A 17,972-nucleotide genomic window follows, 5' to 3' on the forward strand; every position below is an offset into this window, starting at 1 on the left:
AGTTTCCAGAATTTGGGAGGCGATCTGTGGCGGCGCTATCGTCGATTTTTCATCAATCTCCGGAAATAGCTCTCTTCCTGTCATTGGCGGTGGGTTACTGGGTCGGCAAATTCCAGTTCGGGAAGTTCCAGCTCGGGGGCGTCGCCGGCTCCCTGCTTGCGGCGGTCGTGATCAGCCAGGTCGGCGTCACGATCGACAACGGCATCAAATCGGTCTTGTTCGCACTGTTCATCTATGCAGTCGGCTTCGAGAGCGGGCCGCAGTTCTTCCGCTCGTTGGGGCGGCAATCGATCCGCGAGATCGTCATGGCCGCGGTGCTGGCTCTCAGCGGCCTCGCCACCGTCGTCATCCTCGCCAGGATGTTCGGGCTCGACAAAGGTCTCGCGGCCGGCATCGCAGCGGGCGGGTTGACGCAATCGGCGATCATCGGCACCGCGAGCGCAGCCATCGGCAAGCTCGGGCTGGCGGCGGATGAAGTCCAGCGCCTGCAGGGCAATGTCGCCATCGGCTATGCCGTCACCTACATCTTCGGCTCCTTCGGCGCGATCATCGTCTGCGTCAACATCCTGCCCTGGCTCATGGGCCGCAGCATCCGGGACGATGCCATCAAGGCCGAGGCCGAGATGCTCGCGGGCATCCGGGTCTATGGCGCCGGCGAGCACCCGGCGGCGCCTGATCTGGTCGGTCGCTTGTTCAAGGTGGAGGGTGTCGCAGGGCGCTCGATCGCGGAAGTCGAGGCGCTGGCCGGTCCTGCCGCCTTCGCCATCGAGCGGCTCAAGCGCGACGGCTCCGTGATCGGCGTCGAACCGGACCTCAAGCTCAAGGCCGGGGACACCATCCTCGTCGTCGGCAGGCGTGCGGGCGTGGTTGGCGCAGCCGGCAAGATCGGCCCTGAGCTGCAGTCCTCCGAGGGTATGGATCTGGTCGTGCTCAGCCGCGACGTCGCCGTCGCCAACCGGGACTTCATCGGCAAGACCGTCAAGCAGATCAGAGATGCGACGGCGGGCAATCTCCGCCACGGCATCTACGTCACCGGCCTGCAGCGCGCCGGCAAGCCGCTTCCGCTGGCTGAAGATACCGTCGTCGAAGCCGGCGACGTCGCGACGCTCTACGGCACGGCGGAAGATGTCCAGCGCGTGGCGAAGGTCGTCGGCACCCTGCTGGTCTCCAGCGACAAGACCGATTTCGTCTTCCACGGCGCCGGTCTGGTCCTGGGTCTGTTGATCGGCCTGCTGGTGGTTCGTATCGGCGATGTCCCGCTGACGCTCGGCAGTGGCGGCGGCGCGCTGCTGTCCGGCCTGCTCTTCGGCTGGTATCGCAGCCGCAATCTCGCCATCGGCAACATGCCGACGGCGGCCTCGACACTGCTGCGCGATCTTGGCCTTGCCGGCTTCGTCGCGGTGGTCGGGCTCCAGTCGGGGCACCAGGCCGTCACCACCATCGCCCAGAGTGGCCTGTCGATCTTCCTGATCGGCGTGGTCGTCACGCTCCTGCCGTTGATCATCACCATGCTCGTCGGGCGCTACATCCTGCGCTACGACAATACGGCCGTTTTTGCCGGCGCATTGTCCGGCTCGCGCAGCGCCAACCCCGCCTTCGGCGAGGTTCTGGACAAGGCCGGGAACTCCATCCCGACCACCCCTTTTGCCATCACCTACGCGCTGGCGAACGTTTTCCTGACATTGCTCGGCCCGCTCGTCGTGGCCTTCACCTGATTTGATCGAGGAGACGTATTATGGCGACTGATTACAGCAAATACGCCAAGCTCAGCCCCTTCGAGCTCAAAGACGAACTGATCAAGCTGGCTTCAAGCCGCGAAAACCGCCTGATGCTCAATGCCGGGCGCGGCAATCCGAACTTCCTGGCGACGCTGCCGCGCCGGGCCTTCTTCCGGCTCGGCCTCTTCGCCACGGCGGAGGCGGAGCTCTCCTACTCCTATATGCCCAACGGCATCGGCGGCCTGCCGCAGATCGAGGGCATTGAGGGCCGGTTCGAGCGCTTCATCGCCGAAAACCGGGAGATGCCGGGCGTGGTCTTTCTCGGCCGCGCGCTGAGCTATGTCCGGGACCAGCTCGGCCTCTCGGCTTCCGAGTTCCTGCACGAGATGGTCGAGGGCATCCTTGGCTGCAACTATCCGGTTCCGCCGCGCATGCTCAAGGTGAGCGAGGAGATCGTTCGCCACTACATCGTCAAGGAGATGATCGGCGGCTTCATCCCGCCGGGCAGCATCGATCTCTTCGCGGTCGAGGGCGGCACCGCCGCGATGACGTACATCTTCAACACGCTGAAGCAGAACGGCCTGGTCAAGCGCGGCGACAAGGTCGCGATCGGCATGCCGGTCTTCACGCCCTATATCGAAATCCCCGAGCTCGACGAATACGGGCTGGTCGAGGTCGCGATCGATGCCGATCCCGAGAAGGGCTGGCAGTACCCGGATTCCGAGCTGGAGAAGCTCAAGGACCCAGCGATCAAGATCTTCTTCTGCATCAACCCGAGCAATCCGCCCTCGGTGAAGATGGACGATCGCAGCCTCGAGAAGGTCGCCGCGATCGTGCGCGAGCACCGGCCGGACCTGTTCATCCTGACGGACGACGTCTACGGCACCTTTGCGGATGATTTCCGGTCGCTCTTCGCGACCTGCCCGCACAACACGATGCTGGTCTACTCCTTTTCGAAGTATTTCGGCGCCACCGGCTGGCGCCTCGGCGTCGTCGCGACGCACAAGGATTCCATCTTCGACAAGGCGCTGGCCGATCTTCCGAAGAGCGCCAAGCAGGCGCTGGACCGGCGCTACGGTTCGCTTCTGCCGGATGTCAGCCAGCTGCGCTTCATCGACCGCCTCGTCGCCGACAGCCGCACCGTGGCGCTCAATCACACGGCCGGTCTCTCGACGCCGCAGCAGGTCCAGATGGTGCTGTTCTCGCTCTTCGCGCTCATGGACGAGGCCGACGGCTACAAGGCAGAGCTGAAGAAGCTGATCCGTCGCCGCGAGGCGGCTCTCTATCGCGAGCTCGGCGTCCCCCAGGGCAACGACGAGAATGCGGTCGATTACTACACGCTGCTCGATCTCGAGGCGGTGGCCCGGGACCTCCACGGGCCGGAGTTCGCCGCCTGGGTGAAGAAGAACGTCAACCCGGACGAGCTGCTGTTCAGGATCGCCGACGAGACCGGCATCGTGCTCCTCCCCGGCCGCGGCTTCGGCACGCGCCAGCCGGCGGGGCGCGCCTCGCTCGCCAATCTGAACGAGTACCAATACGCCAACATCGGCCGGTCCCTGCGCGGCATGGCCGAGGAGTTCCACGTGGTCTTCGAGAAGGGCGGCGGCTCCTCCGGCAAGAAGGGCGGCGGCAAGGCTGGAAAGAAGTCCAAGGGCTGAGTCGACCCGGCGCCGGGGCTCGTGGCTTTAGTCCCGGGCTCCGATCGATAATGAGCCGGCCGCTCAGCCCGGGCGGCCGGCTCGCTTCGCTTTCGGCGCATTCAGCGCGACGGCGGCGCGGATCAGCTCGGCCAGGGCCTTTTCGTCGATCGCCTCGCCCACGTGGAAATCGATGGCCCGGCGGACATTGCCCTCCAGGCTGGAATTGAACAGGCCGGACGGGTCTTCCAGCGCCGCGCCCTTGGCGAAGGTCAGCTTGACCACGCTCTTGTAGGTCTCGCCGGTGCAGATCATGCCGTCGCGATACCAGACCGGCACGCCGCGCCATTTCCATTCCTCGACGACGTCGGGAACGGTCTGCCGGATCAGGGCACGAAGTCTGGCAAGCATCTCTCCGCGCCAGTCGCCGAGCTCCCTGATCCGCCCGTCGATCAGTTCGGATGGTGATTGCTCGCTCTGGGTGGCGGTGCTTGTCATGATCGCTCTCCGTTGCCGCGTGCTCCAGGGCCGCGGCGGTTCCTGCGCAACTAGATGATCCAGCCGGGCAGCTTCGCGGCCTGCTCGACCCAGCGCGCCATCAAGGCTGCGTCGGTCAGGCCATGCTCATCGATGTGAATGTAGCGGGTGTTCTTGTCCTTCGACGCGATGGGCGGCAGCGGGTCGAGCGCCACGCCGTTGAGGAAGGCGATCTTGATGTAGCGTGCGAAGCAATGGACGCCGAGGAACCAGCCGTGCTCGCTGGTGCCGTAGAGGGGCGAGTTCCATTTGACCGCCTTGCGCAGGTCGGGGACGGTCCGCTCGATCAGCGCGTCGAGCTGCTTCCCCGCTGCGCTCTTCCATTCCGGCATCGCGGCGATATAGGCCTGCACGGCCGCATCGCCCTCGGCCTTCGCGATCTGCGGGTTGCCGCCCGAGAGCAGGACAGGCTTGGCGGGGCCGCCCGCATCGACCTCGATCGATGGTCTCGTTTTCTTCGCCAAACCGCTCTCCTCCGGCAAACCGATCTCCAAACGGCGCGGCTGAACGGCGGGCGTTTCTCAGCCCATCCGCGCGAGCACGTCTTCCAGCGCTGCGAAGAAACGCGGCCATCCGCCCTGGGCGCCCTGGAAGTAGCGCGGCTGGTCCGCCCGGAAGCCTGCCTGTTCCATGCGCAGCCACGTGCCGGAGCCGGCCGGCGTCAGCGTCCAGGTCACCACCGTCTTCAGTCTGTGATCGCCCCATGTGTAGGACAGCGTCCGGGCCGGCTCGACCTCCAGCACCTCGCACTGGACGGCGCCCCATTCGGCGCTGAAATCGAAGCGGTGTCCCACGATCGGCTGGAAATCGTTCTTCATCAGCCACTCTGCGATCAGATGCGGCTGCGTCAGGGCGCGCCAGAGCTTCTCCGGCGGATGCGGGAACTCCCGCTCGACGACGACGGAACGGATCTCGTCCGATGTTTCGTTCATTGATCCATTCTCCTCAGCAGATCCTCGAGATCGTCGAAGCGGTTTTCCCAGAAGCCGCCCATCTGGCCGGTCCAGTCGATCAGCGGCGCCAGAGCCCGGGGCTGCGCGCTGTAATGCGTCTGGCGGCCTGCCTGCCGGTCTCGCACCAGCCCGGCCTGCTTCAGCACGGCGAGATGTTTCGACACGGCCGGCTGCGAGACGCCGGCGCGGACCGTTAGCGCGCCCACAGTCTGCTCGCCGTCCCGGCATAGCCATTCGAACAGAGCCCGTCGCGTCGGGTCGGCGAGGGTCCTGAAGAGCTGGTCGTGATCGGTCGCTATCAAAATACATAACCCGTCAGTTATTGATTGAACCAATAACTGACGGGTTATGTAAGAGTCAACTCGAGAGGAACTGTGTTGTGCCGACGCGCGTCGCCGTCAGGAAACGAAGTCCTGCCGCATCGGCGTGAAGACGTCGACGAGCGTTCCCGCTTCGATGGCGGTCGCGCCGTGCACGGCATCCGGCGGCACGGTGAAGCTGTCGCCGGCCCGGAGCCGTTCTGTGCGCCCGGAGATGGTGATGTCGAACACGCCGCTCTCGACCAGCGAGCACTGGATATGAGGATGGCTGTGCGCCAGACCGACGGCGCCGGCCTGGAAGCGCACCCGCACCATCATGACTTCGTCGCGGTAGGTCAGGACCTTGCGCGTCACGCCTTCGCCGGCCGGCTCCCAGCCGAGATCGGCGTCGCGGGCGAAGGGCTCGTTCTTGCGATCCATGTCGGTTCTCCCTCAGCGCGCGAGCCAGCCGCCATCGACGGGCAGGACGACGCCATGGACATAGGCCGCGGCGTCGGAGGCGAGAAACACGGCGGCCCCGCCCAGTTCCCCGGGATTGCCCCAGTGTCCGGCCGGGATGCGGGCCAGGATTGCGGCATTGCGCTCGGGATCGGCACGCAGGGCCTCGGTGTTGTTGGTGACGAAATAGCCGGGCGCGATGGCGTTGACGTTGATGCCCTTGGCTGCCCATTCGCAGGCGAGCAGCCGCGTCAGCCCGGCAAGCCCGCTCTTCGACGCCGTATAGGAGGGGATGCGGATGCCGCCCTGGAACGAGAGCAGCGAGGCGATGTTGATCACCTTGCCGCCCTTGCCGTCGGCGAGCATGCGCTTCGCCACCCCTTGCGTCAGGAAGAAGGTCGACTTCAGGTTGACGTCCATTACCGCGTCCCAATCGGCCTCGGTGAAGTCGATCGCGTCGGCGCGGCGGATGATGCCGGCATTGTTGACGAGGATATCGAGCCGCGAGCCGTCGGCCTTCGCCGCCGCGTCGGCTTCCTCGACGATCCCGGCGATCGGCTCCAGCGTGGCGAGGTCGGCCGTGATCTCATGGAAGGGCTGGCCGGTCTCTGCGATCAGCGCCTTCGTCTCGGCCATGCTGGAACGGCCGACCGCGACGATGCCGGCGCCCGCCTGCGCGAGCGCGACCGCGATCGCCTGGCCGAGACCCGTATTGGCCCCGGTGACGATCGCGGTCCGGCCGCCCAAATCGAAGGGTGAGCGCATCAGCGCAGATCCCCGGTCGCGACCATGTCCATGTCGGTGTAGTCGACATTGTCGCCGCCCATCCCCCAGATGAAGGAATAGGCCTTCGTCCCGACGCCGGAATGGATCGACCAGCCGGGAGAGAGGATCGCCTGCTCGTTGGCGACGACGAGATGGCGGGTCTCCTGCGGCTCGCCCATCAGGTGGAAGACGCGGGCGTCGGCGGGGACGTCGAAATAGAGATAGATCTCGCAGCGCCGGTCATGGACATGCGAGGGCATGGTGTTCCAGATGCTGCCCTCTTCGAGCGTCGTCACACCCATCACGAGCTGGCAGGTCTCGCAGACGCCGGGGATGATGTACTGGCGGATGACGCGCTTGTTGGCGGTCGCCTGCTCGCCGAGCGCGATCGTCTTGGCGTCGGCCTCCCGGATGACCTTGGTCGGGTGCACGGCATGGGCCGGCGTCGAGAGCAGGTAAAACTTGGCGGGATTGCCGGCATCGTCGCTGACGAAGGAGACTTCGCCCGCTTCCTTGCCGACATAGAGCGCATCGCGTTTGGCGAGTGCGTAGTCCTTGCCGCCGACCGAGACCTTGCCGGGACCGCCGACATTGACGATGCCGAGCTCGCGCCGCCTGAGGAAGGCGTCGGTGCCGACGGCCTTCGGCGTCGGCAGCACGACAGTTTTGCTGGTCGGCATGGCGCCGCCGACGATGACGCGGTCGAGATGGCTATAGGTCAGCTTGACCTCGCCCGCGGCGAACAGCGTCTCGATCAGGAAGTGGCGCCGCAGCTCCGCCGTGTCGAAGCCCTTGACGGCCTCGGGGTGCGAAACCTGGCGAATTTCGATGGTCATGATCAGTCCTTCAGTGGAACAGGCGCGGCAGCCAGAGCGACAGGCCGGGCACATAGGTGACGAGCAGGAGCACGGCGATGCTGGCGCCGTAGAAGGGCCAGATCGTCCGCATGGACTCGCCGATGGAAATGCGGCCGATGGCGCAGGCGACGAACTGCACCGACCCCACCGGCGGCGTGTTGAGGCCGATGCCGGCGTTGAGGATCAAGATGACGCCGAAATGCACGGGGTCGACGCCGAAGGCCTTCACCACCGGCAGGAAGATCGGCGTGCAGATGATGATCATCGGCGCCATGTCCATGAAGGTGCCGAGCACCAGCAGGATCAGGTTGATCATCAGCAGGATGGTGATCGGGTTGTCCGACACCGCCTTCATCGCGGCGATGGTCGCCTGCGGCACCTCCAGGAAAGCCATCAGCCAGCCGAAGGCGCCGGCCGTGCCGATCACCAGCAGCACCATGGCCGTCGTGCGCACGGCGCCGAGCGTCGCCTCGACGAAAGCGGTCCAGGTGAGCTGGCGATAGACGAAGATGGTGATGAGGATGGCGTAGACCACGGCGACGCAGGAGGACTCCGTCGCGGTGAAGATACCGGAACGGACGCCGCCGAAGATGATGCCGATCAAGAGGATGCCGGGCAGCGCCAGCACGACATAGCGGCCGACGGTCGCGAAGCCCGGGAAGGGCTCGCGCGGATAGCCGCGCTTCACCGCGACCGCCCAGGCTGCCACCATCAGCGCGGCGCAGAGCAGCAGGCCCGGCACGACGCCGGCCGTGAACAGGTCCGCGATCGAGAGATTGCCGCCCGCCGAGAGCGAATAGATGATCATGTTGTGCGATGGCGGGATCAGCAATGCGATGATCGCCGCGTTTGCGGTGACGTTGACGGCGTAGTCGGCATCGTAGCCGCGCTTCTTCATCTGGGGGATCATCAGCCCGCCGACCGCGGAAGCATCGGCCACGGCCGAGCCGGAGATGCCGCCGAAGAGGGTGCAGGTGACGACGTTGACCTGGCCGAGGCCGCCGCGCAGATGGCCGACGAGGCTCGCCGCCATCTGGATCAGCCGCTCGGCGATGCCGCCACGGATCATCAGGTCGCCGGCATAGATGAAGAACGGGATCGCCATCATGGCGAAGGCGTTCATGCCGGAATTCATCTGCTGGAAGACGACCACCGGCGGCAGGCCCATAAAAGCGACGGTCGCGACCGAGGCGATGCCGAGGCAGAAGGCGACGGGCACGCCGATCAGCAGCAGGAGCGAGAAGACGCCGAAGAGAATCCAGAGTTCCATGGCTCAGGCCTCCTGGCTTTCGCCGAAATGGACGAAGCCCAGCGGAGCCTGCTGCTCGCCGGTGACGAAGAGGAGGAGCTTTTCCAGCGCGAACAGGGCGATCAGCGCGCCGCCCGCCGCGATCGGCACATAGTCCCAGCCGCGCGAGATGCCGATGATCGGCATCCGGTCGCTCCAGGTGCCGGCCGCGAGCTGCCAGCCATAGCCGAGCATGGCAATGCCGAAGGCGCAGACGAGGCCTTCACCCAGCACGATCAGCACGGAGCGCAGCGGCGGCGGAGACATCACCAGCCCGACCTCGAAGCCGAGATGGTCGCTTTCCCGCACGCCGACGGCGGCGCCGAGCAGGATGAACCAGGACATCAGGAACAGCGATCCGGCCTCGACCCAGATCGGCGTATCGTTGAGGACGTAGCGGCCGAACACACCCCAGGCGACCATCACGGTCATCAGGACGAGGCCTGTCCCGGCTGCGATCAGCGCGAAGAGGCTGAGCTTGGCGTCGAGGCGTGTCAAAAAGGCAGTGAAAGCGCGCATGGAATCTGCCCGGGCTGGCAAGGGGCCAAAGCGGGGCGGCCATTTCGGCCCGCCCCGCCTGATTGAGGCTCAGTTCACCGCCTGGATGGCGGCAACCATGTCCTTGAGCTTCGGATCGGTGACGAACTTGTCGTAGACCGGCTTCATCGCGTCGATGAAGGGCTGCTTGTTGACGGTGTTGATCTGGGCGCCGCCGGCCTTGACCTTCGCCTCGGACGCCTTCTCGCGGGCGTCCCAGAGCTCGCGCATCTTGAGGACCGATTCCTTGGCCGCAGCCTTGATGATCGCCTGGTCCGCCGCGTTGAACTTGTCGAAGCTCTTCTTCGACATCACCAGCGCCTCGGGCGACAGCGAGTGCTCAGTCACCGAATAGAACTTCGAGACCTCGAAGTGGCGGGTCGATTCATAGGACGGCCAATTGTTCTCGGCGCCGTCGATGACGCCGGTCTGCAGCGCGGAATAAACCTCGCCGAAGGGCATCGGCGTGGCGTTGGCGCCGAGCGCCGAGACCAGCGCGACGAACATGTCGGACTGCTGGACGCGGATCTTCATGCCCTTCATGTCGGCAGGGCTGTTGATGGGGCGCTTCGAATTATAGAACGAGCGCGAACCGGAATCGTAGAGCGCGAGGCCGATCAGGTCGTGCTTGTCGAACTCCTTCAGCAAATTGTCGCCGATCGGCCCGTCCATGGCCTTCCGCATGTGGTCGACCGAACGGAAGATGAAGGGCAGGGACGGAATGTTGGTCGCCGGGATCAGGTTGTTGAACGGCGCCATGTTGATGCGGTTGATGTCGATGACGCCGAAGCGGGTCTGGTCGATCGTATCCTTCTCCTGGCCGAGCTGGGCGGAGTGGAAGACGTTGATCTTGATGCGGCCCTGGCTGCGCTCCTCAAGGAGCTTGCCCATGAAGCGGACAGCCTCGACGGTCGGGTAGTCGGTCGGATGGATGTCGGCCGAGCGCAGCGTCACGCTCTGGGCGAGGGCGGAGGTCGCCGCGGCGGCCGAGAAGGCCAGTGCGGCGGTATAGGCAAGGAAACTGCGGCGTGCGGTCATGGTGCGTTCTCCCGTGGTTTCGAAGGCCTCGCCGTTTCCCGGCTTGTTCGCTGGCCTGCCGAACGTAAGCTTGCTGCCCGCGCCCCGTGCTCGGTTGCGGCAGTGATTGTATGGTAGTATGTTGTTGTATGGTACGCAACAGGCCCTGGAGGTTTTGACTTGAGTCTTTCGTTGGCGTCTCCCGCCTCTTTCCCGGGCGCTTCGGCGGCCGCGCGTGTCGAGGCCGAGCTGCGCCGCGCGATCGTCGCGCTCGAATTGCCGCCCGGCACGCGCCTGTCGGAGCAGGAGATTGCGCTGAAATACGGCGTATCGCGCCAGCCGGTGCGCGAGGCGCTGATCGCGCTCGCCAAGACCCGGCTCGTCGACATCCAGCCGCAGCGCGGCACGGTCGTGGTCAAGTTCTCGGTCCGCAAGATGATGGAGGCGCGCTTCGTGCGCGAGGCGGTCGAGGTCGCGATCGTACGCGAGGCCTGCGTGGCCTTTTCGGCCCAGAGCCGGCAAAGGATTTCCGATCTCCTCGACGTCCAGGAGAAGGCGGCTCAGCGCGACGACCACAGCTCCTTCCAGCGTTATGACGAGCTCTTTCATGTCGAGTTGACGGAAGGGGTGGGCATGCCGCTGGCCTGGGAGGCGATCCGGGATATCAAGGCGCATATGGACCGGGTCTGCCAGCTGACCTTGCCGGGACCCGACGCGATGCTGCCGCTGGTCGGGCAGCATCGGAGGATCATGGCGGCGATCGATGCCGGCGACGCTGCGGCGGCCGAAGCGGCCATGCGCCACCATCTGACCGAAATCCTCCGCGCCTTGCCGAAGACCGAGGTTGCGCACCCCGACCTCTTCGAATAGCGCGCAGCGCGTCCGATCACGGGGCGGCTCAGCGGCATCGTGCCGCGTTTTCGCGCACGGCTGAAAGCTGCGTCATGCGCATGGCTCTCGCGGGCGGCTTCTTGCATGCTATGAAAGCCGCTGAGCTCAATGTTCCATGCTTGTTCCGTTGGAGACGCTCCATGCGCTTCTGTCGCGTAGCCTTCGCCGCTGCCCTCGCTGCATCCCTGCTATCCCCGCCTCAGGCGCAGGCGCAGGCGCGGTTGAAGGCGCTGATCGAAAGACTGCGCGGCGACACGATGCCGGAGGGGATCGTCAAGACCAACGGGCGCATCGAGGCGACGCAGGTCGACGTATCCTCTAAATATGCCGGCCGCCTGGCGGAGGTCACGGTCAAGGAAGGCGATGAGGTCACCGCCGGCCAGGTGGTCGCCCGCATCTCGTCGCCGGAATACGAGGCTCAGCTGCGCTCCGCGCAGGCGCAGGTGCTGCGGGCCCGCCAGGCCCTCGCCGAGGCGGAGGCGCTCATCGCCCAGCGCAAGAGCGACCAGATTCTCGCCAGGACCGATGCCGAGCGTGGCAAGGAACTGGTTGCGAAGGGCTATCTCAGCAAGCAGGTCGACGACCAGCGTTCTGCCAAGGCCGATGCCGCCGATGCGGCGCTGCGGGCTGCCCAGGCGCAGCGCGACCAGGCCCAGTTCGCGATCCATGCCTCCGAAGCGGATGCCGAGCAGATCAAGGCGATCCTCGTCGATCTCGTGCTCGTCGCGCCGCGCAGCGGGCGCGTCCAATACCAGCTCGCCCGAACCGGCGAAGTGGTCTCGGCCGGCACGCGCGTCATCACCATCCTCGACCTGTCGGACGTCTACATGACGATCTACTTGCCGGCGGCGCAGGCCGGGCAGCTCGCGCTGGGGGATGAGGCGCGCATCATTCTCGATCCCGTGCCGCAATATGTGATTCCGGCGACGGTCAGCTTCGTCGCGGCCGACGCGCAGTTCACGCCGAAGGCCGTCGAGACAGCCGAGGAGCGCGAGAAGCTGGTCTTCCGCGCCAAGCTCCAGGTCGATCGGGATCTGCTCGCCAAGTACCACCGGCAGGTGAAGACCGGCGTGCGCGGCCTCGGTTTCGTCCGCACCTCTCCCACCGCGAAATGGCCTGACTCGCTGGTCGTGAAGCTGCCATGACGGAGGCCGGGCCTGCCGCCAGCCTCGTGGGCGTCACGCACCGCTACGGCAAGGTGACCGCCCTCGATGCGCTGACGCTCGAAATCCCGTCCGGCCGCATGATCGGCGTGATCGGGCCGGACGGTGTCGGCAAGTCGACGCTGCTCGCGCTCATCGCCGGCGTGCGGGCGATCCAGCAGGGCAGCGTGCACGCGCTCGGCGGCGATCTCGGCGTCAAGGCGGAGCGCGAGGCCCGGCGCGGGCGCATCGCCTATATGCCGCAGGGGCTGGGCCGCAATCTCTATCCGACACTCTCGGTCTTCGAGAACATCGACTTCCATGCGAGGCTTTTTGGACAGGACGCTGCCGAGCGTCGACAGCGCATCGACGAATTGCTCACTGCCACGGGGCTCGACCCCTTCGAGGGGCGCCCTGCCGCCAAGCTCTCCGGCGGCATGAAGCAGAAGCTTAGTCTCTGCTGCGCGCTGATCCACGATCCCGACCTGCTCGTCCTCGACGAGCCGACGACGGGCGTCGATCCGCTCTCGCGCGGCCAGTTCTGGGATCTGATCGACACGATCCGCGCCCGCCGGCCGGGCATGAGCGTGATCGTCGCCACCGCCTATATGGAGGAGGCGGAGCGCTTCGACTGGCTCGTGGCGATGGATGACGGCAAGGCGATCGCGACGGGCACGCCCACGGAGCTACGCCAGAAGGCCGGGCAGTCAACCCTGGAAGCCGCCTTCGTCGCGCTGCTGCCTGAAGCCAAGCGCGCGCAGCACCGCGAAGTCGTCCTCAGGCCGCGGGTCGTGAGCGACGACGCGACGCCGGCGATCGAGGCAGAGGGGCTGACGCGCCGTTTCGGCGATTTCGTCGCTGTCGATCATGTCAGTTTCCGGATCGGCCGTGGCGAGATCTTCGGCTTTCTCGGCTCCAACGGCTGCGGCAAGTCGACGACGATGAAGATGCTGACCGGCCTGCTGCCGGCGACCGAGGGCACCGCGAAGCTGTTCGGCCAGCCGCTGGCGGCCGACGACATGGAGACGCGGCGTCATGTCGGCTACATGTCCCAGGCTTTCTCGCTCTACAGCGAGCTCACGGTGCGGCAGAACCTCGTGCTGCATGCCGAGCTCTATCATCTGCCGCCGGCAGAGATCCCGGGCCGGATCGCCGAACTTCTGACCCGCTTCGACCTTGAGAACGTCGCCGATGAGCGGCCCGACAGCCTGCCGCTCGGCATCCGCCAGCGTCTGCAGCTTGCCGTCGCCGTCCTGCATCGACCGGCCATGCTGATCCTCGACGAGCCGACCTCGGGCGTCGATCCGATCGCGCGCGACGCGTTCTGGCGCACGCTGATCGATCTCTCGCGCGACGACGGCGTCACCATCTTCCTCTCCACGCATTTCATGAACGAAGCGGAGCGCTGCGATCGCATCTCCTTCATGCATGCCGGCAAGGTGCTCGCTGTCGGCACGCCGCAGGAGCTGGTGCAGAAGCGCGGTGCCGACACGCTGGAAGAGGCCTTCATCGCCTACCTCAAGGAAGCTGCCGGCATCGAGGAGGCGCCGGCGGAGGCCGCGGTCATCCCGGCGGCCGCGGCCCTGCCGGCGCCACCGGCCCGCCGCTTCGATCCGCGCCGGCTCTGGGCCTGCACCCGTCGCGAGACGATGGAGTTGTTGCGGGACCCGATCCGGTTGAGCTTCGCCTTCCTCGGGCCGTTGCTCCTGATGCTGGCCTTCGGCTTCGGCATCTCCTTCGACGTCGAGAACCTGAAGTTCGCGGCTTTCGACCAGGACGGCTCGATGGAAAGCCGGCAACTGGTCGAGGCTTTCTCCAGCTCGCGCTATTTCGACGAGCAGCCGCCGATCCGTTCCGAGGCGGAGCTGGACCGGCGCCTGAAAAGCGGCGAGCTTCAGCTCGCGATCGAGATCCCGCCCTCCTTCGGTCGCGATCTGATGGCCGGGCGCACGCCTGAACTTTCGGTCTGGCTCGACGGCGCCATGCCCTTCCGGGCCGAGACTACCCGCGGCTACGTGACGGGCTTGGCGGCGCAGTATGCGCAGGGGTTTGCGGCTGCCCAGTCGGCGTCGAGCCATGCGCCGTCGCCCGTCACGATCGAGACCCGCTTCCGCTACAATCAGGATTTCAAGAGCGCCAACGCCATGGTGCCGAGCGTGATCATGCTGATGCTGATCCTCATTCCGGCGATCATGTCGGCGATTGGCGTCGTCCGCGAAAAGGAAACCGGCTCGATCGCCAATTTCCGCTCGACCCCGATCAGCCGCTTCGAGTTCCTGTTCGGCAAGCAGCTGCCCTATATCGCCGTCGCAATGGCCAGCTTCGTCATGCTGGTCGTGATCGCGTTGACCGTCTTCGAGGTGCCGATCAAGGGCTCCGTCTGGGTGCTGGCGCTGGCAACCCTGCTCTATGTTTCCGCCACGACCGGCTTCGGCCAGCTCATCTCCAGCTTCACGCGCACGCAGGTATCGGCCGTGTTCGCCACGGCGATCCTGTCGATCATCCCTGCGGTCAATTTTTCCGGCCTGATGGTGCCGGTCGCCTCGCTCTCGGGCGGCGGCCGTCTCATCGGCATGACCCTTCCGCCGGCCTGGTACCAGCCGGTGAGCGTCGGCGTGTTCACCAAAGGGTTGGGAGCCGCAGAGCTCTGGCCCAACCTCGTGATGCTGGCCTTCTTCTTCCTGCTGTTCCTCGTCGTTGCGCAACTGGCGCTACGCAAGCAGGAAGCCTGAGATGTCCGCGCTCGTCATCCATCTCCAGAACATCCTGCGCCTCATCGTGAAGGAGCTGCGTAGCCTCCGGGCCGACCCGATCATGCTGGTGCTGGTGGTCTACACCTTCAGCATCGCGGTCTACACGGTCGCCACCGGCGTGAAGCTCGAGGCGCGCGACCTGACCATCGGCATCGTCGACGAGGACCAGTCCGAGTTCTCGCGCACGCTGCTGGGGGCCTTCGGCCCGCCACTGTTCAAGGTCTCCAAGCGCATCGCGGCCAACGAGATCGACGCCGAGATGAATTCCGGCCGCCTGGTCTTCGTGCTGGAGATCCCGCCCAAGTTCCAGGCGGACCTGCAGGCGGGGCGGCAGGCGACGCTGCAGCTCAATATCGACGCCACCGCGATGACCCAGGCGGGCAACGGCGCGGTCTATATCCAGCAGATCATCGCCCAGGAGATCGCGAACCGGCAGGCCGGGCGCGAGACCACGACGTCGATGCCGATCAATCTGGTGGTGCGGGCGCGCTTCAATCCCAACCTGGATTCCGGCTGGTTCAGCTCGGTCATGCAGATCCTCAACAATGTCACGCTGCTGACGATCGTGCTGACCGGCGCGGCGCTGATCCGCGAGCGCGAGCAGGGCACGGTCGAGCATCTTCTGGTGATGCCGGTCACGCCGGTCGAGATCATGCTCGCCAAGATGGTGGCGAATGCCCTCGTCATCCTGGTCGCGGCGGTCGCCTCGCTCGTCTTCATCGTCGAATGGGCGCTCGGCGTCCCGATCGCCGGCTCGCTTCTGCTCTTCGTGATGGGGACGGCGGTCTACGCCTTTTCCGTCGCGGCGCTCGGCATCCTGCTCGGCACGCTGGCGACGACGATGGGGCAGTTCGGCCTGCTGGCCATCCCGGTCTTCGTGGTCACGCAGTTGCTCTCGGGTGCGACCACTCCGATGGAGAGCATGCCGGTCTGGCTGCAATGGATCATGCAGACCTTCAGCCCGACGCCGCATTTCGTTTCCTTCTCCCAGGGCGTGCTCTATCGCGGAGCGGGGTTCGACGTCGTCTGGCCGGAGATTGCCAAGATCATCGCGATCGGCGCGGCCTATTTCGCCTTCGCGCTCGCCCGGTTCCGCAAGGTGATCTTCGCTTGAGACATACCGGGCAGAGGCGGAACGGGAGCGGCGCCGATGCGTGAGATGGTCGTCCATCTGAGCCTGTTCGCCATCGCAATGGCAGGGGCCGTCGCTGGATTGATCGCTGGCCGCGTCGGCGGCGCATGGTCGCCGGACCTGATCTGGACGGCGGCGACGATCCCCGTCGCCGTGGCGCTGGCGGTCTCGATGCTCCGCGACATGCTGGCCGGACGGCTCGGCGTGGATGCGATCGCGCTTGTCGCGATGGTCGCCTCCATCGCGATGGGCGAGCCGCTGGCCGGCGCGGTCGTCGCCATGATGTATTCCGGCGGCAACCTGCTGGAGGACTATGCCCGCGGCAAGGCCGAGCGCGAGCTCCGCTCGCTGCGGGACCGGACGCCGCGCATCGCCCACCGTCAGGACGCCGGCGGACTCGTCGATATCGCTGCGGAGGACGTGGCGGTTGGCGACGAACTGCTGGTGCGGGCCGGCGAGATGCTGCCGGTGGATGGTGAGCTTCTCGATGCCGCGGCGCGGCTGGACGAATCCGCCGTCACCGGCGAGCCGCTGCCCGAGGCGAAGGCGAAGGGCGAGGCGCTGCGCAGCGGCACCGTCAATGCCGGCGAGGCGTTCCGCTACCGCGCTTCGGCGGCGGCGCATGAGAGCACCTATGCCGGCATCGTCCGGATGGTCGAGGCGGCGCAGACCGCGAAGGCCCCCTTCATCCGCATGGCCGATCGCTTCGCGCTGCTGCTGCTGCCCGCGACCCTGATCGTTGCCGGCCTGGCCTGGTGGCTGTCCGACGATCCGATCCGCGCCCTCGCCGTTCTCGTCGTCGCCACGCCTTGCCCGCTGATCCTGGCGGCGCCGGTCGCCTTCATCGGCGGCGTCTCCCGCGCTGCCCGTGCCGGCATCCTGATGAAGGGCAGCTCAGCGATCGAGGCGCTCGGGCAGGTTCGCACTGCGATCTTCGACAAGACGGGAACCCTGACCGAGGGCGGCGCCCGGCTGGTCGCGTTGGAGTCGGCTCCGGAGGTCCAGGCGGCCGAAGTCCTCCGCCTCGTCGCCTCGCTCGAGCAGGCATCGCATCATGTGCTCGCCGAGACGCTGGTCGCGCTGGCGCGCCAGAAGGCGCTGCCCCTGTCCCAGCCCACCGAGGTGCGCGAATATCGGGGCTCGGGCCTTGAAGGCGTCGTGGATGGCAGGCATGTCCGCGCCGGCTCGCGCAATCTCGTCCTGGGAGATGAGCCCCTCCCGAGTTGGGCGCGGACGGCACAAGCGGGCCTCGACGGCGCCGCTGCTCTTGCCGTCTTTGTCACCCTCGATGGGCAATTCGCCGGTTTCCTCGCCATGGCGGATGCGGTGCGGCCCGACGCGCGCGAGACGCTGGACCGCCTGCATGGTGCCGGGGTCAATCGCATCCTGATGGTGACGGGCGACGATGCCGGGACGGCGGCGGAGGTTGCCGCTCACCTCGCTATCGACGACGTCAAGGCCGAGTGCAGCCCCGCCGAGAAGGTCGCTGCCATCGCGGCGGAGAAGGCTCGTCAGCCGACGATGATGGTCGGCGACGGCTTGAACGACGCGCCGGCGCTGGCCGCTGCGGATGTCGGCGTGGCGATGGGCGCCCGGGGTGCGACGGCCTCCTCCGAAGCGGCCGACGTGGTGATCCTCGTCGACAGGATCGACCGGGTCGCGGAAGCAGTCGTGATCGCGCAGCGGACGCGGGCGATCGCGCAGCAGAGCATCGTTGTCGGCCTCGGCCTGTCCGGAGTCGCCATGGTCTTCGCCGCCTTCGGCTACATCCCGCCCGTCGTCGGCGCGTTCCTGCAGCAGGGCATCGACATCGCTGTCATCGTCAACGCCTTGCGCACGCTCGTCGGCCCGATGGCGCGGGGCCGGACTTTGGAGGCAGCGCGGGCGCCGCGCATCGCAGACGGGGTTTGACCTGTCGCAAGGCTGTCGCGGTTGCCTCGGCAAGGTCGGCTGTCTACCTTCCGGGCGCAATCGACAATGCGGGTGT

17 protein-coding genes are annotated in these 17,972 nt (G+C 66.4%); 7 read left to right on the forward strand and 10 right to left on the reverse strand.

What is annotated here, in order from left to right; genetic code table 11:
* Positions 1-26: 26 nt before the first annotated feature.
* Both aspT and AC1DIN_RS17260 read left to right on the forward strand, forming a co-directional pair.
* Positions 27-1,715, forward strand: a complete 1,689-nt coding sequence (gene aspT, locus AC1DIN_RS17255; RefSeq protein WP_476810676.1) for an aspartate-alanine antiporter — start codon at positions 27-29, stop codon at positions 1,713-1,715.
* Positions 1,716-1,735: 20 nt separating this feature from the next.
* Complete coding sequence (locus tag AC1DIN_RS17260; RefSeq protein WP_476810677.1) at positions 1,736-3,376, forward strand: bifunctional aspartate transaminase/aspartate 4-decarboxylase; 1,641 nt, start codon at positions 1,736-1,738, stop codon at positions 3,374-3,376.
* A 63-nt stretch (positions 3,377-3,439) separates the two neighbouring features.
* Here the strand turns inward: AC1DIN_RS17260 and AC1DIN_RS17265 are convergent, their stop codons facing one another.
* From AC1DIN_RS17265 to AC1DIN_RS17310, 10 genes are all read right to left on the reverse strand, one after another.
* On the reverse strand, positions 3,440-3,853 hold the full coding sequence (locus AC1DIN_RS17265; RefSeq protein WP_476810678.1) for a DUF1801 domain-containing protein: 414 nt from the start codon (positions 3,851-3,853) through the stop codon (positions 3,440-3,442).
* Between the two features lie 50 nt (positions 3,854-3,903).
* Positions 3,904-4,356: a DUF1801 domain-containing protein gene (locus AC1DIN_RS17270; RefSeq protein ID WP_476810679.1), complete on the reverse strand. Its 453-nt coding sequence runs from the start codon at positions 4,354-4,356 to the stop codon at positions 3,904-3,906.
* A 57-nt stretch (positions 4,357-4,413) separates the two neighbouring features.
* Positions 4,414-4,824 (reverse strand): SRPBCC family protein, encoded by a 411-nt coding sequence (locus tag AC1DIN_RS17275; RefSeq protein WP_441472739.1) that lies wholly within the window; start codon positions 4,822-4,824, stop codon positions 4,414-4,416.
* Entirely contained in the window at positions 4,821-5,147 is a 327-nt protein-coding gene (locus AC1DIN_RS17280) for an ArsR/SmtB family transcription factor (RefSeq protein WP_476766770.1), read from the reverse strand. The genes AC1DIN_RS17275 and AC1DIN_RS17280 overlap by 4 nt, the downstream gene beginning before the upstream one ends.
* 96 nt (positions 5,148-5,243) lie before the next feature.
* The gene (locus AC1DIN_RS17285) at positions 5,244-5,585 is read right to left on the reverse strand and encodes a cupin domain-containing protein (protein ID WP_476810680.1); all 342 of its coding nucleotides are present in this window, start codon (positions 5,583-5,585) and stop codon (positions 5,244-5,246) included.
* A 12-nt stretch (positions 5,586-5,597) separates the two neighbouring features.
* The gene (gene kduD, locus AC1DIN_RS17290; protein WP_476810681.1) at positions 5,598-6,368 is read right to left on the reverse strand and encodes a 2-dehydro-3-deoxy-D-gluconate 5-dehydrogenase KduD; all 771 of its coding nucleotides are present in this window, start codon (positions 6,366-6,368) and stop codon (positions 5,598-5,600) included.
* Positions 6,368-7,204, reverse strand: a complete 837-nt coding sequence (gene kduI / locus AC1DIN_RS17295) for a 5-dehydro-4-deoxy-D-glucuronate isomerase (protein WP_476810682.1) — start codon at positions 7,202-7,204, stop codon at positions 6,368-6,370. The genes kduD and kduI overlap by 1 nt, the downstream gene beginning before the upstream one ends.
* Positions 7,205-7,214: 10 nt before the next feature.
* Positions 7,215-8,495: a TRAP transporter large permease gene (locus AC1DIN_RS17300; RefSeq protein WP_476810683.1), complete on the reverse strand. Its 1,281-nt coding sequence runs from the start codon at positions 8,493-8,495 to the stop codon at positions 7,215-7,217.
* A 3-nt stretch (positions 8,496-8,498) separates the two neighbouring features.
* Entirely contained in the window at positions 8,499-9,032 is a 534-nt protein-coding gene (locus tag AC1DIN_RS17305) for a TRAP transporter small permease (protein WP_476810684.1), read from the reverse strand.
* 69 nt (positions 9,033-9,101) lie between these two features.
* A complete protein-coding gene (locus AC1DIN_RS17310) occupies positions 9,102-10,088 on the reverse strand; it encodes a TRAP transporter substrate-binding protein (RefSeq protein WP_476766773.1) in 987 nt (328 codons plus the stop codon).
* A 159-nt stretch (positions 10,089-10,247) separates the two neighbouring features.
* Here AC1DIN_RS17310 and AC1DIN_RS17315 point away from each other — a divergent pair, with 159 nt between their 5' ends.
* The 5 genes from AC1DIN_RS17315 (at position 10,248) to AC1DIN_RS17335 (ending at position 17,896) form a co-directional block, all read left to right on the forward strand.
* The gene (locus AC1DIN_RS17315) at positions 10,248-10,937 is read left to right on the forward strand and encodes a GntR family transcriptional regulator (RefSeq protein ID WP_476810685.1); all 690 of its coding nucleotides are present in this window, start codon (positions 10,248-10,250) and stop codon (positions 10,935-10,937) included.
* 161 nt (positions 10,938-11,098) lie between these two features.
* Positions 11,099-12,103 (forward strand): HlyD family secretion protein, encoded by a 1,005-nt coding sequence (locus AC1DIN_RS17320; protein ID WP_441472748.1) that lies wholly within the window; start codon positions 11,099-11,101, stop codon positions 12,101-12,103.
* Entirely contained in the window at positions 12,100-14,832 is a 2,733-nt protein-coding gene (rbbA, locus tag AC1DIN_RS17325) for a ribosome-associated ATPase/putative transporter RbbA (protein WP_476810686.1), read from the forward strand. Before AC1DIN_RS17320 ends, rbbA begins: the two co-directional genes overlap by 4 nt.
* A 1-nt stretch (position 14,833) precedes the next feature.
* Positions 14,834-15,967 (forward strand): ABC transporter permease, encoded by a 1,134-nt coding sequence (locus AC1DIN_RS17330; RefSeq protein WP_441472750.1) that lies wholly within the window; start codon positions 14,834-14,836, stop codon positions 15,965-15,967.
* Between the two features lie 36 nt (positions 15,968-16,003).
* Positions 16,004-17,896, forward strand: coding sequence for a heavy metal translocating P-type ATPase (locus AC1DIN_RS17335; RefSeq protein WP_476810687.1), 1,893 nt, complete (start codon positions 16,004-16,006; stop codon positions 17,894-17,896).
* Positions 17,897-17,972: the final 76 nt, after the last annotated feature.

The organism is Allobosea sp. 05T438, assembly GCF_056396025.1.